Source organism: Rothia sp. HMSC065G12 (genome assembly GCF_001811455.1).
In the GTDB taxonomy this organism is placed as follows: Bacteria; Actinomycetota; Actinomycetes; order Actinomycetales; family Micrococcaceae; genus Rothia; species Rothia dentocariosa.
Genome location: NZ_KV804813.1, coordinates 120268 through 134239, shown reverse-complemented (window position 1 = coordinate 134239; position 13972 = coordinate 120268). Strand labels below are relative to the sequence as shown.

At 53.8% G+C, this 13972-nt stretch carries 14 protein-coding genes; 4 read left to right on the top strand and 10 right to left on the bottom strand.

The features are described 5' to 3' along the window. Positions 1–17: 17 nt before the first annotated feature. From HMPREF2804_RS03620 to mca, 6 genes are all read right to left on the bottom strand, one after another. Positions 18–1997 (bottom strand): S-layer homology domain-containing protein, encoded by a 1980-nt coding sequence (locus tag HMPREF2804_RS03620; RefSeq protein ID WP_083308340.1) that lies wholly within the window; start codon positions 1995–1997, stop codon positions 18–20. A gap of 552 nt (positions 1998–2549) precedes the next feature. Continuing rightward, positions 2550–3071: an NUDIX hydrolase gene (locus tag HMPREF2804_RS03615; RefSeq protein WP_004006086.1), complete on the bottom strand. Its 522-nt coding sequence runs from the start codon at positions 3069–3071 to the stop codon at positions 2550–2552. 41 nt (positions 3072–3112) lie between these two features. Next, positions 3113–3646, bottom strand: coding sequence for a prepilin peptidase (locus HMPREF2804_RS03610; protein ID WP_070450770.1), 534 nt, complete (start codon positions 3644–3646; stop codon positions 3113–3115). A gap of 6 nt (positions 3647–3652) precedes the next feature. Beyond that, positions 3653–4471 (bottom strand): polyprenyl diphosphate synthase, encoded by an 819-nt coding sequence (uppS, locus tag HMPREF2804_RS03605; protein WP_070450772.1) that lies wholly within the window; start codon positions 4469–4471, stop codon positions 3653–3655. Beyond that, complete coding sequence (locus HMPREF2804_RS03600; protein ID WP_239664701.1) at positions 4458–4775, bottom strand: hypothetical protein; 318 nt, start codon at positions 4773–4775, stop codon at positions 4458–4460. Before HMPREF2804_RS03600 ends, uppS begins: the two co-directional genes overlap by 14 nt. Positions 4776–4991: 216 nt before the next feature. Beyond that, positions 4992–5954, bottom strand: a complete 963-nt coding sequence (gene mca, locus HMPREF2804_RS03595; protein WP_037231844.1) for a mycothiol conjugate amidase Mca — start codon at positions 5952–5954, stop codon at positions 4992–4994. A gap of 197 nt (positions 5955–6151) precedes the next feature. On the opposite strand from mca, the gene HMPREF2804_RS03590 reads away from it, so the two are divergent. Further along, a complete protein-coding gene (locus tag HMPREF2804_RS03590) occupies positions 6152–6613 on the top strand; it encodes a DUF4307 domain-containing protein (RefSeq protein WP_048751322.1) in 462 nt (153 codons plus the stop codon). 168 nt (positions 6614–6781) lie between these two features. Further along, positions 6782–7279: a transcription elongation factor GreA gene (gene greA / locus HMPREF2804_RS03585; RefSeq protein ID WP_004006080.1), complete on the top strand. Its 498-nt coding sequence runs from the start codon at positions 6782–6784 to the stop codon at positions 7277–7279. Between the two features lie 93 nt (positions 7280–7372). On the opposite strand, the gene ilvA is transcribed toward greA, so the two are convergent. The 3 genes from ilvA to HMPREF2804_RS03570 form a co-directional block, all read right to left on the bottom strand. After that, positions 7373–8626: a threonine ammonia-lyase gene (ilvA, locus tag HMPREF2804_RS03580; RefSeq protein WP_048751320.1), complete on the bottom strand. Its 1254-nt coding sequence runs from the start codon at positions 8624–8626 to the stop codon at positions 7373–7375. 128 nt (positions 8627–8754) lie between these two features. Next, positions 8755–10101: an AI-2E family transporter gene (locus tag HMPREF2804_RS03575; protein ID WP_070450774.1), complete on the bottom strand. Its 1347-nt coding sequence runs from the start codon at positions 10099–10101 to the stop codon at positions 8755–8757. A gap of 148 nt (positions 10102–10249) precedes the next feature. Then, entirely contained in the window at positions 10250–11167 is a 918-nt protein-coding gene (locus HMPREF2804_RS03570; protein WP_070450776.1) for a Bax inhibitor-1/YccA family protein, read from the bottom strand. A gap of 281 nt (positions 11168–11448) precedes the next feature. Here HMPREF2804_RS03570 and HMPREF2804_RS03565 point away from each other — a divergent pair, with 281 nt between their 5' ends. Further along, complete coding sequence (locus HMPREF2804_RS03565) at positions 11449–11751, top strand: hypothetical protein (protein ID WP_246824118.1); 303 nt, start codon at positions 11449–11451, stop codon at positions 11749–11751. A gap of 22 nt (positions 11752–11773) precedes the next feature. On the opposite strand, the gene HMPREF2804_RS03560 is transcribed toward HMPREF2804_RS03565, so the two are convergent. Continuing rightward, entirely contained in the window at positions 11774–12676 is a 903-nt protein-coding gene (locus HMPREF2804_RS03560; protein WP_070450777.1) for a Cof-type HAD-IIB family hydrolase, read from the bottom strand. A gap of 227 nt (positions 12677–12903) precedes the next feature. On the opposite strand from HMPREF2804_RS03560, the gene HMPREF2804_RS03555 reads away from it, so the two are divergent. Then, positions 12904–13972, top strand: a 1069-nt coding sequence (locus HMPREF2804_RS03555) for an HNH endonuclease family protein (protein WP_246824117.1), incomplete at its 3' end; no start/stop codon positions are given.

The following is a 13972-nucleotide window of genomic DNA, read 5'->3' as shown; positions in this document are numbered from 1 at the left end:
TCAGAATTTTGCTCGGTCTATTTGCCTTGTTCGTACTGATAGATAAGTTCCGCAAAATCGGCGCGAGTAACGGCACCATCGGGCTGGAACCAGCTTTCAGACCAGAAAACAAGACCCTTCTTCTTCAGCCAGGTACTCTCCCGGTAAAACGGGGAATCAGCCGTCATATCGGCATACAGGGATTGTTCCGGTAGGTTCACGCCAGGTTCCCCAGCGTAACGGTACAAAAACGCAGCCATACTCGCGTGAGATGCAGCCGCCTCGGGGCGGAAATGACCGTCACTCCAACCGAAGCTGATACCACGTTCGCGTGCCCAAATAATCTCCCGGTAGTGCGGGTGTTCTGGGGTAACATCCACATAGGGAGACTCCTGCGGAAGAGTAACCTGAGGGCTTCCTGCCAAGCGGTAGAGGGCCACAACGGACTGTTCGCGGGTTATAGCATCGTAGGGGCGGTAATAGCCGTCCGCGCTATCGACGAGCTGCCGCTGCGAAGCCCAAAGAATCGCATCGCGATGTGCGGTACGATCGCGCACATCCTTGAAATCCGATTCGGGTGTAGGTTTCTCACCGGGTGCGGGTTTGGGGTTTGGTGCGGGTTCGGGGCCCGGCTGGGGCTCTGCCGGTTTGGGATTTGGAACCGGTTGATCCGCAGTCGTTAACGGGAGCTTTTGGTGGGCTTCGAAGATAACATCGTCCTTCGGGCCCTTTGGATATACCCCCGTACTAAGCTCGTATACGTGCCCGGTTTTGAGGGTATTCGCGGGAATGGTGAAGGTGGTCTGGAAGGTACCGTCGGTAAAGCCATCGTAGAGGTCTTTCTCTTCCACCCGGTAGGTATAATCCACTGGATGAGTGAGAACCGCGCCCGTTGGTTTGCCAGTCTTCTGGTCTATCTCGTTAATAACGAGGTTCATACTCTGACCCTGTATCTCGGCGTTGCCAGAGCCATAATATCCAGTACCGGTCACAGTAATCTCGGTATCGATGGTCGGGTTCACAGCGGGAACGCTCACGTTCAGCTGCGGTGCTTTACTCTCCGAGGAAAACTCAACATCCAGGTATTCAGTCAAAGCGTTGTTTGCCAACGTTCCGTCGGGATTGATGACCTGGGTTCCGATGCGATAGCTGCGGCGTGCATCCAGACCTGCCGGATAGGGAAGCGCAGTTTCAAAGAGGCCGCTCTGCGAGAGCTCCTCGGCAGAAACTTTCACCGATGACACGGTTCTTTCCTGAGTAACAACCTGACCTCTGGGCCAATCACCCTCAATAAGAGAAACCTGCAAGTATCCGCCTTGAGGAATAAACTTTGGGTCATAGCCGGTACCGCGCACCTTCACGGAGTCTTCCACCAACGAGTTAGGCTTACCCTCGACTTCCAGATTGGTGTTCTGGCGTGCGACCAGCACCGGTGCCTGGGTGTTGTATGCCGTGTTGGGCAAGATTTCATATCCTTGCGCCTGCTGCGTTGTCGAGGTCAGGGTACTGCTGACGACGTAATCGAGTTCCGGGTGGAAATCGTTCAGCGGCAGCGGCTGGGTATTCAAATAGACCTCAAAGGTTCCGTCATGAATCTGCGATGCGGGAACATTCACATACCCCAGGTTGTATACGCCGTATTCCGTAGTGAAATATGGGGAATTAGCTGGTGTATCTGAAGGGGTAACTTTGAGGCTGACCTGCTGATCTGCCGCCACACCGTAGAAACCGGTTCCTTTGATTTTGAGCGTCTTCCCGTAGTAGGGGTTGACTTCATCGGGGGTTTCGACCACGAGCTGCGGAGTTGCTTGAGGTTCCTGATCGGCCACAACCTGCGGGGTCACCGTAGCGGTGGATGCAGGGGTTGAAGCACCAGGATCGGTGACAGCTCCCGCTGGGGTCAGAGGAAGCACTAAAGCGCCTGCCACCACGAGGGCACAGGCGCTACGTCCGAGAGCATTTCTGGCTCTTCCGGGCGATTCGTTAGGTGAATTGTTTGTAGGGTAGATAAGAGACATTATTATTCTCCATTTGTATAGATGTGGTTGGGAGTGAGCAAGTTAAATCTCTCAACACTCATATTCACCTTATCAAAGCTTTAACTCAAAATACAGGGTTTTCCTATTTAAAAATTTCTTCTGACACATAATTTAATTCTTATCCTAGCAATGCACACACTATAAATATTACCCACCCATCCAACCTACTTCGCTGATATATCAACGCTAAATACCCATGAAGCAACATATACTTTTCATAAAGACGCCACATGTTTATTGTCACAATATTATGCACAGGTTTATTTTTTAACGGTGTGTTACATCTGAAAAATACATAGATATTTTCGGTGGTAATCTTCTATAATTTACAGATTTTAGATTTTTACAAGAAACCGAAATTAATGCATAAAACCCCCATTTTTATTTTTCTCAGATATGAACAACGGTAAGTACGAGAAAAATACTCAGATACGATCTTGGGAGTACACACGGTCTTCAACGCATAGCAAACAGGTATTATGCGGGCGCGCGGCTATCGGCTTAAGGGTGTATTAGAGGGAGTATTGACGGTTACCGAGAGGATTCAGGTCCATCTTTGGGAGCGTGAGATACATAGTCAAAACGACAATGTCCGTCATAGTTCAGCGCCGCATCAATGCGGTCAAGCATCCGCTCAGAGAGCATAGAACGCTCCTGAGGATCCGTCACATCTACCCATCGCACCTGGGAAGATTCCTCATCATTCACTCGTGCCTGCCCGGATACCCACCGGCACAAAAACGTGTGATCTAAAAACTGGCAGCGATCCCCGTTGCTAAAGCGCATCGCGGGGTCAGCCTTGACCTGAGCAAGCTCTAGAACCTCAATACGCACGCCCGCCTCCTCATAGGCTTCACGTATGCAGGTAAGCGCCGGGTTCTCGCCAGGATCGACAATACCCGTCACGGGAGTCCACCTGCCGTTATCGCTGCGTTTAACCAGCAGTACCTTGCCATCCTCATCGCGACGGATCACTGCGGTAGCGCCCGAAAGCCATAAATATTCGTGACCAATTTTCTTGCGTAAATTCACGATGTACTCGGGGGTAGGCATCAAAGATCCTTTCGTCGATCGGTGGTTTTGGCCCGAGGCCTTTAGAACGATAGGAATGAGTAGCTTGGCACCAAAACCGCCGCTATCATTCCTATCAGCATAAACGGTCCGAAGGCTATGCGGGTGCGCCGTGTAACGGACCTGCTCAGTACCAAGACCGCGGCGCATAATCCGCCCACAACAAAGGTAACCAACGTCGCCCACAATAGGTTAGCCCACGAGAAGTAGCCAATGAGCCCGCCAAGCGCGAGAGCAAGTTTCACGTCCCCTCGGCCCAGCGCCCCGAAGGAGAGCATCCTCATCAGGAGGTAGAAGGCCCAAAGTACAAGACCACTCCCCCATACACGCAGGATAGTTCCCCACTGACCGCTCAGAGCAGCAATAACCGGCAAAGCGGTGTGGGTGGCAAATACGAAAGGAAATACGATGCGGTTTGGTAGCCTGTGTTTTCGCAGATCCCAGCCCCATAGTTTTACCGTACACCCAGCTGCGTACAGCAGATAAAGAATCAGCAGAATACCGGCGAACCAGCCGGGTACTCCCTGTGTAAAGAGTTTCGAGAGTTCTTGAAGCATGAGTGGCTAAGATCCAAAGCGGCGGGTGCGACCCGCATAATCCCGCAGGGCACGCAAGAAATCTACCCGCGTAAAATCAGGCCAGAGAGCCTGGCAGAAATAGAATTCCGAGTAGGCGCTTTGCCAGGTCAGAAATCCCGAGAGGCGCTGCTCACCAGAGGTACGAATCAGTAGATCAGGATCGGGCATATCGCGGGTGTACAAGCGACGCGAAATATCCTCAACATTCAGGGTATCTGCCAGCTCGCGCATCGAGCAGCCCTGAGCCTCGGCATCAAGAATAAGTTCACGCACCGCATCCACAATTTCTTGGCGTCCACCATAGCCAACCGCGATATTCACGCGCACCCCCGGCAAGGGCGCGGTCTCTGCTATAACCCGCTCCAGGGTGTTGCGAAGCTCATGGGGGATAAGGGAAACGTTACCAACCGCGTGCACGGGTCCCTGCTGCGCGGTATGCAGCCGCCGCAGAAATTCGTCAATAACGGCAATAAGCCCGGTAAGTTCATCGGCGGGTCGCTTGAGATTTTCGGTTGAGAGCATATACAACGTGACCTGAGGTATTCCCAAATCGGCGCACCAGCCCAGAAAGTCAATGATGCGCTCGGCTCCTGCCGCGTGCCCCTCACGGGTGCTCAGCCCCCGCTGTGCGGCCCAACGCCGGTTGCCGTCCACCAGCACACCGATGTGTGTAGGAAGCATCTGCGGGGTTAAAGAAGTTGCCATAGAGCGTTCATAGACGCTCGGTTCCGGGGAGGTTCCCGGTTCAGAGGGAACCCCATGCACGGTAATAACGGGCAGCGCCAGAGTATCAGCGGGTGCCATGCTGATCGTCCTCGGACTCTGTATCCTGCTGGGCTTGGGCTTGGGCTTGCTCGGCCTCTTGAGCGGCTGCATATTGTGCACGGTACCGCAGACGGCGAGTACGCCGGGTCATATCGATGCCAAGAATAATGACGAGGAGGGATAGCGCCGCAGTCGCAAAGAAACCGCCAATACCGGGCGAACCTGCAACAGACCCATCGGGGTTGGCGGCTGGGGTGTTATCTGCTGCAAGCGCAACACCGTGAGCGGCAAATGCCACAAGGTCGGGGACTGTGGCGAGCGTATCAAGAATGAGGTGGCTCATGACTATCCTTCTGAACATTCCGGTTTCTAGCGGTAAGCCGGTCATGTGTGATTGTCTAAGTCTTCATTCTACCGCGTGACATCTTGTATATTCCCTCCTGAGGTTCATGTTTCAGCTAGGAATGCGCCAAGAGTTTAGCTATGTTCACAGTACTCAAGGCCTGCAAGCCTCTGCATCGTCGAGGGGCACCGCATGATCGCTTACGGAGGCGATAGGCTAGAAAAATATGCCGTCGCTCAGGGAATGTTCCGGCAGGGTTACCGGCACCCGCGAGTCGATAAGTGTATAGTCCTCCCAGGGCCAAATATGCTTCTGCTCATCGGTAGAGATCGCAAAGAAAATACCTTGCGGATCCACCTGTGAGGAGTGCGATAAAAGCGCCTGATCGCGATGGATGAAGTAGTCACTGCAGAGAATTCGCGTGGTGGTTTCGTGCCTGGTGCCGTCTTGGGCATCATTGAAACGGTGCGCCATATGTTCGATGAAACCTTCAAAGACGCTCTCGCCCCGCTGATCGAGCAGGTACTCGTGCAGGGCGACGGTGCGTTCGGGGTTGAAGGCACGATCATAGTAAAGCTTTAGGGGTTTCCAGGGTTCGCCTTCCCCCACGTATGCTTCGGGGTCACCAGCCTTTTCGTAGGCCTCGACGGCAACCTTATGAGTCATGATGTGGTCGGGGTGCGGGTATCCTCCCACCTCGTCATAGCTGAGAATAATATGAGGCCTGTACTCGCGTACGAGTCTTACCAACGGTGCGGCGGCCTGTTCGAGAGGCAGTGTACCGAAGCTGCCGAAAGAAAGTGGGGGAAGAGGGTCGCCTTCGGGCAGACCGGAGTCCATGAACCCTATCCATCGATGTTCGATGCCTAAAATCTCAGCAGCACGGGCCATTTCGGTGCGGCGTAATCCGGGCAGGTCACGGTGTGCTCTGGGAGCGTTACGAATTTCTTCGTTGAGGATGTCCCCGCGTTCGCCGCCTGTCATGGTGGCAACCATATAGCGGGCGCCGCGGGAGGTATAAGCGGCAGCGGTCGCGGAACCTTTAGAGGATTCGTCGTCCGGGTGAGCGTGGACGGCTAGGATGCGCAACCCTGCGTATTCCTCATCAAGAGGCTTAAGATCCTGCACTGCGGGATGTTCAGGCAGAATTGCTTTGATTTTTTCTAGCGCGTCGCTCACGTTAATCCTTATGATGACAAAGGGCTTATACTGTGGGGTTTAAAATGGTAGAGATTAAGACCATCTCCTAAAAGTGTAATCATACAGAAATAGCGCAAGAAAACCACTCTAAATGAAGCATTATGACGGTGTAAAGTATCGTGATGCAGACCATCTTCTGTACCGCATCGTCCACTAGACACCACGAGAAGAGAACTATGACAGATCCTTCACACACGCAGGCGAGCGAAACGGCAGCTACCGGTTCTCATGCCGATACCCTAGCGCAGCGCTATGGCGCCAAACCTGTTCGGCAGCGTGCCCTCTCCACGCGAATGTGGGTGCTTCTTGCTGCCTGTGTTACGGTTGTGGCGGGCGCTTTTGTGGTGTGGGTACAGATAGATTCTCAATCCCGCCCAAGTGCACGCGATACCGGGTTTACCCTCATCAGCAATGACGAGGCGCAGGGACGTTTCGAACTCTCTAAAAACCCACAAGACACCGCGATTTGTTCGCTTAAGGCGCTTAATTCTTCCCGTGTTGCGGTGGGATGGGCCGACGTCGAAATTGGTCCTAACAGCGCCGAGCAGGGCAACACCCGAGTCACACAACACAGCGCGAACCTGCGCATACTCTCGGAGGCAACCACGGTTACCGTGGATTCCTGTCGACTTAAATAGGCGTATCACATCCACGATTCGGTGAGCGCTCAGCGAAATGATACACGCCCTAACACTCAGATATTTAGGGCATGTGTACTTTCTGCCCTAGAATAGGGTGATACTTTCCAGGGGAGAACCCCCAGACCAACGCGCCGGTTTATACCGGAGCATAACCAAAGGAGAAGCATGGCTGAAAGCAACGGCGCATGGCTCACTCAGGACGCATACGATCGGCTGACCCAGGAGCTTGAATATCTCTCAGGTCCGTATCGTCAAGAAATCGTTGACCGCATCGCCGCCGCTCGCGACGAGGGAGACTTGCGTGAGAACGGCGGATACCATGCGGCACGCGATGAGCAGGGTAAAAACGAAGCTCGCATCAACCAGCTTAAGCATCTTCTAGAAAACGCCCAGGTAGGAGACGCCCCCAGCGATGACGGTGTGGTTGCCCTCGGCATGGTTATTGAGGCCGAAGTAGCTTCCCGTTCCATGAAGTTCCTGCTGGGCTCTCGCGAAATTGAGGAGACTCTGCCCGCCAACTCTGATTTGAAGGTCTTCTCGGAAAAGTCTCCGATGGGTGCGGCGATTCTGGGGGCCAAAGAAGGCGATGAAGTCACCTATCTTGCTCCCAACGGCAAGGAATTGACCGCGAAGATTGTTTCAGTCAAGCCTTTCCAAGGCTAGAATCACGAAGCTTTAAACGCACGGTGGGGTTCGGTTTATGACCGAACCCCACCTTTATATCCTGTGGTTTTATGCCAGATGACCTCTCAAAAATTAGTACACCACGATGGGTTTGAAGCCTTCTTCCTCCAAGGCCGAGATAACCTGACGGCAGTGTTCCACGCCTTTGGTTTCCATATCGATCGTAATGGAGACATCGCCCATCGACAGGGAACCGCCCACGCGCGTGTGATCCACACCAGTAACATTCGCGTCATTCTCCGAAATGATGCGCGAGATCGTCGCTAACTCACCCGGACGGTCTGAGAGCATCATCTTAATCGTCATATACCGACCTGCCGCCGAAAGACCACGCTGAATCACCTTCAGCATGAGCATCGGGTCGATATTGCCGCCCGAGAGCACACACACGACAGTTCCCAAATCGCCGTATGTTTCCTTGAGCTTGCCGTTCATGAGCGCCGCCACCGGAACCGATCCGGCGGGTTCAACCACCAGCTTATTGCGTTCCATCAAGAAGATAAGGGCGCGGGCGATATCGTCTTCACTCACTGTCGCTACATCGTCGACAAGCTTCTTGATAATGGAGAACGGTAACTGACCGGGGCGCCCCACCGCAATGCCATCTGCAATCGTCGAGACCTTCTTCAACGGGACGAGCGCATCCGCAGCCAAGGAAAGCGGATATGCCGCCGCATGCTCAGCCTGCACACCAATAATGCGAATCTTTTTACCCAACTGGTCTTCCTTCGCACGGACCGCCGCCGAAAGACCAGCGAGCAGGCCGCCTCCGCCAACACCCACAATGATGGTATCGACCTCAGGCACCTGTTCCAGGATTTCCAAACCGATCGTTCCCTGACCCGCGATAATATCTTCATTATCGAAGGGATGCACAAACACCGCGCCGGTCTCTTCGGCATAGCGTTTTGCTTCAGCCAGCGCCTCGTCCACGGTCGTACCGTGCAGTTCGACCTCGGCACCGTGGTCGCGGGTTGCGGTCACCTTCGGAAGGGCCGCACCTAGGGGCATGTAAATACGCGCCTTGATACCCAGTTTTGCCGCTGCGAGAGCAACACCCTGCGCGTGGTTACCCGCAGATGCGGCCACCACGCCACGTTTCTTTTCTGCATCGCTGAGTTTTGCCATGCGCACATAGGCGCCACGCACTTTGAAGGAGCCCGCACGTTGCAAATTCTCACATTTGAAGAAAACTTCCGACCCCAGTTTGAGGCTCAGGGCACGAGAATGCGCCACAGGGGTTCGCTCGATAACCCCGTCGAGGAGCGACGCTGCTGTCTCGATATTCTCCAGGGTTACGGGTAGATCGGTTAGGGGTGCGTTCACATCGGATCCGTTCTTTACGCTCTCATCAGCTTCTGCCCTCTATTTTAGGCGATGAAGAAGCCTAATACAGAACAGAAAAGCCCACGTTATTCATCTCACGCGGGCTTTTCTGGAGGGAAACTGCACAATTACATATCGGCTTTGGAAGGCGAGACAGTTTTAGTCGCCTGTGCAGAGCTAGTCTCAAGTGCGGTGCCTTCGGAATCGTCTTCACCACGAATCGCTTCCCGCGCCTGCGCAACAACCTTCTGTGCTTTTTCTTCACGCTTTTTTGATTTCTCACGGCGCTCAACCTCATGCGGGAAGAGGAACTCTTCACGGCGCAGCTCCGGGTCATCCTCCCACTGCCGTGCAGCCAAGTAGCGCACAACCGAGTTCACAACGGCGAGCACGGGAACCGCAAATAGTGCACCCGCTGCGCCGAAAATCATGGACCCGCCTGCCACCGCAAAAATCACGGCGAGCGGATGCAGCGAGACCGCTTTACCCATGATGAGCGGCTGCAGAATATGCGATTCAAGCTGCTGCACCAACAGCACAATGCCGATCATAATGAGCGCCTGAACCGGTCCCAAAGCTACCAGTGCCAGCAGGACGGCGACCGCCCCAGATATAAGAGCACCAATAACCGGGATGAAAGACCCTAAGAAAACCAGAACGCCCAGCGGAATCGCCAGCGGAACCCCCAAAATGGCGGCGCCAACACCAATGCCCACAGCGTCAATAGCGGCCACCAAGATCTGCACCCTCACATAAGCGCCCAGGGACTTCCACCCTGCACGGCCCGCGCCGTTCACCGCATCGCGTGCCTGTTTCGGGAAGAGCTTGACGATAAACAGCCAGATGCGCTCTCCCTCCATCAGGAAGAAGACGAGGGTAAAAAGAGTAATAAGCACGCCGGTGGCAAACTCCGCAGCGGTAGAACCAACCTCTGATACGCTCCGCAAAACGGTTGAGGGGTTATTGCTCACCGCCTGTTCTATCTGATTAAGAATCTGGTTAAGCTGATCAGCGCCCAGCTCATACCCCATGCTCTTAAGCCAGTCCACGAGCTGCTGATACCCTTGAATGGCGTTGTTGGTAAGCGAGACAAACCCCCGCACAAGCTGCTGCCCGGTAAGGGCCAGTAAAGCGGCAATTCCTAAAATCATGCCGAGTTCGGCGATAGCGGTCGCACCGCCAGCACGAATACCGTGCTTACGCATAGCGTAGACGGCGGGGCTTAGAAGCGCAGCCAAAAGCGCAGCTACCATCGCCGAAATAATCAGCAGAGACACCTTTGAAAGCCCCTGCCATACAAGCCACACGGCACCGACCACCACGATCAGACGCCACGACCACGCCGCCGCGGTATTAAGAGCGTAGGGTACGCCGGTACGGGCTAATTTCTGTGCCCGCACATCCTGTTCGCCCTCCCCTGCCGTTAGGTTTTGATGCGTGCTGCCGGTTTTCTGTCCGGCTACGGATTCGCTCACTCAAATCTCCTGAAAAGTCGGTGCTATAGAAATCGTCTCTCGCCCATGCCGTTGCTGCGGCATATAGTTATTCCGCAAGTCTAGCAGGCTCAAAACAAAGAATCGGCGGCACCCACCGGTTGTGAGTACCGCCGTATCCTCAATGCTGTTAGTCCCTGTTGACCATTTCGTTGATGTACATGAGAATACGCAGAATCTCAATGTACAGCCAGACCAGCGATGCGGTCAGGCCGAATGCCAAACGCCATGACTCGCGCTCGGGAAGACCTGCTTCCACCGCCTCGGCAGTGTTGGTGAAATCCAGCAGAAGCGAGTAGGTTGCCATAGCAACAGTAAACAGCCCCACAATCAGACCCAGCGGAATACCGCCGATGCTCAGGCTGCCCAGGGGCGAACCGAACAGACCCGCACCGAGCCAGGAAACAATACCGTAGATCAGGTAAGCGAACATGCCGATCATGAAGATCTTGGTCATCTTCGGGGTGGCACGGATTTTACCGTTTGCGAAGAGAGCTAAAGTAAGACCGGCGACAATCACGCTTGCCAGCAAAGCCTGAATAGCGATGCCCGGGTAGCTCTTATTGAGCAGACCGGATATACCACCCAAAAGCAGGCCCTCGGACACGGAGTACAGCATAACCAGAGCCGGGGAAACCTTACGCTTGACGGCGTTAACGATACCCAGGATCAGACCTGCGATAAGGCCCACGAACATGAGGTAGGGCAGATACCAGGAAACTGCGGCACCGAGCACCACAAGAGCCAGGTTCAGACCGGTCTTCATGATCACATCGTTCATGGTGAGGCGGTCGCCCTCGGCAACGGGAGCATAGCCGGGCTGTGCATACGGATCGTACTGCGCCTGCTGGTACTGGTCATAGTTCGCTTGCTGCGGCTGACCATACCCGTAGGTCTGCTGACCGTACTGCTGCGGTTCACTGGAGTAGTTCGGCTGTGCCTGATACTGACCCTGTGACGAGGAACCACCCGCACCAAAACGCCCGAAACGGGGATCGCCTTGCTTATTTTGCTTGGCGATTGAATTAATAAACGGGTTACCCGCCATCATTCTCTCCTTCGGTGAGATTTACAAAGAGTTTCTCAATATTCTATCGAATTCTGAGAGATTCCGGGGATTATTCCTCCATAAAAGCTCATATTCCAGGGTAATTTTGAGGTGCCATCATGTTTTTTTCACCCTAAGCTGTACTCCCCCACAGTTTAAGACTTCTGCAGGCGCTCAAAATTACGGACCTCATTCAAACTAGCCGATTGTTTATTCGCGAAGCGGCCGCGAGTGAAAGCAAAGCCAGAATTAGGAAGCCCACCAGCAAAAGTATGAGAGTGGTGAACGCTAAGGGTAACGCGCCGATAACAGGCCCCAGGCTTGCTCCCAGGCGCGGTCACTACACCTTCAAAGCGAATGCGGTGCGCGCTGGGCAAGAGGCAGGTTCCGTCACGGACGATATAGACGCCGCCTATCTTGTACTTTTTATTCTCGCTATCGTGGGGTGGTGGTCGGCTATGCCGCAGGTATCTCGCATGCTCTGCGGCGAACCTACCGAGGAAGAGCACCACAAACGTCGCGCCGCCGTGGTGGAGGCAGCGCGGAGGCTAGGGAACCCACATTGCAAGTCGGATAAGAGCTAAACTCCTTTATTGGTACGGGGGCTTACCCGTCTAATTCGTCGAGCATGCTCTCTAAATAGTCGAGCACCGCACCGTCATTATTCGAGCCAATCACCCGCTGAGACACAGCCTTGAGCTCGTCTGAAGCATGGGCCATTGCCACACCGGTACCGGCGAACGAGAGCATCTCAAGATCGTTATCGCTATCGCCAAAGGCTACTATCTGAGTAGGGGTTATCTGCAAACGATCACACAGGTCTTTCAGCCCCGTTGCCTTATTCACACCGGCACGCACCAGGTCGATTGCACCGAAACCACTAACGAGCGGGGTTACCGTCTGCGGCAGGGTGCGCCGTAACTGTGCTGTAGCATCCGGCAGATCCCGATGCGTTACTTGCAGAGAAAATTTGATGGGAACACCACGCACCTGCTCGTAAGAACTAATACGCTCGGTTCCGGGATAAAACATACTGGCAAAAGCGAAGGGATCGATATTCTGCGGCAGCGGCTTACCCTGCACCTCAAAATAGTCCCGGATAATGTTCATAACCGTTTTTTCGCGGTTTTCCAGTATAAAGCTGCTCTCTTCCGTACACACAACGATCCCAAGCTGAGGCATACCGTTCAGTATCTCGTACACACGCGGCAGATCCTCGGCAGCAAAATGATGCACCGCAAGTTCCCCGGAATCATCCGCTACATAGGCACCATTTTCTGCGATATAAATAATGTCTCGATGTTCAAAACCATGCATATACTGGCGTAATTTCGTGTAGGTATTTCCGCTTGCCACCACAAAATAAATTCCATGCCGAGACAAGCAGGTTAGGATTCTCTCAAAACGCTCAACATCGAACGTCTTATCATCATTCAGGAAAGTACCATCCATATCTACGGCAACCATACGCACGGGCTTGTTACTGCGGTTTTCCTGCTGTGTGGGCATTGGGGTTCCTCTAATAATCGGCATGTACAAAGGCTACGTTTATAAACACAAGCTGACTGTACGCGGGAGAGAATATCGTTCTGCTCCGCACATTTCTCCATTAATTTTAGTTTCTTTATATACACAAATCGTGTGACATCACCAAAATTCCCCCTTTACGGGCGTTTTCTTTCTATACTGTGAAAAGCATTCACTCTATGCACACATACAATCTCTAGGAATCATTGATGTTAAAAACACTGCCATCGCGCTCTGACGCGCATGTTTTTTGGTCATCTGCATCAGATCAAGGGCGTTCCTTGAAACTCGGTACAAGATTTTCCGCAGCTTTTCTAGCCCTAGGACTTGCGCTGAGCGGATGCTCCTCTGAAACTATCACAATTTCTGAGTCTACCGTCTCTGCGTCCAGCACCCCCTCAGCGAACGAACACTCTTCTACTTCTTCACAAAGCACGGAGGCCTCACAGCAACCCACGGTTTCCGCGCAGGATTCGGAACAAACACCCACCGTGACCGAGGTAGGTGAATCACCCGAAGAGAATAATGCCGATACTTCGACGGCTCATCCGGGTTCCCAAATTCGCCCCGGAACCGTCACTATCGTCAATCCTGATACCAGCTCCGTTGAGCCTCAAGGAACGGCGCCTATAGGATCTGACGAGGCTAGTGAGGCCCTGCGCATCCTCAATACCCTTCCCGTTAAAGGCCGCGCCCCTAAGACCGGGTACTCCCGTGCCCAGTTCGGAGATGCCTGGAGCGATATCGACCGTAACGGATGCGATACCCGCAATGACATTCTCAACCGGGATCTCACTGCAAAACAGCATAAAAACTCTCGCGGATGCGTGGTGATCTCGGGCATTCTTAACGATCCTTACACCGGGAAGGTCATTAATTTCATGCGTGGGAAAGATACCTCGGAGCAGGTTCAGATCGACCACGTTGTGGCGCTTTCCGACGCCTGGCAGTCGGGTGCTCAGGAGATTTCAGCTCAAGAACGCTTACAACTCGCCAATGATCCCGAAAACCTTCTGGCAGTTGATGGTCCTGCGAATCAGCAGAAAAGCGATTCGGATGCCGCCACCTGGCTGCCAGCAAACGCATCATTCCGCTGCTCTTATGTGGCACGTCAGATTCGGGTGAAAGCTAAGTACCACCTGTGGGTCAAACCAGCCGAAAAAGAGGCTATGATCAACGTTCTTACACCCTGCGCAGGAGCCGCAGAAGCACCACCAGCTCCGAAGCCTGCGCCTGATACCCCCGCTCCTGTAGTCCCGGCGAGTGCCCCTGCTCCTG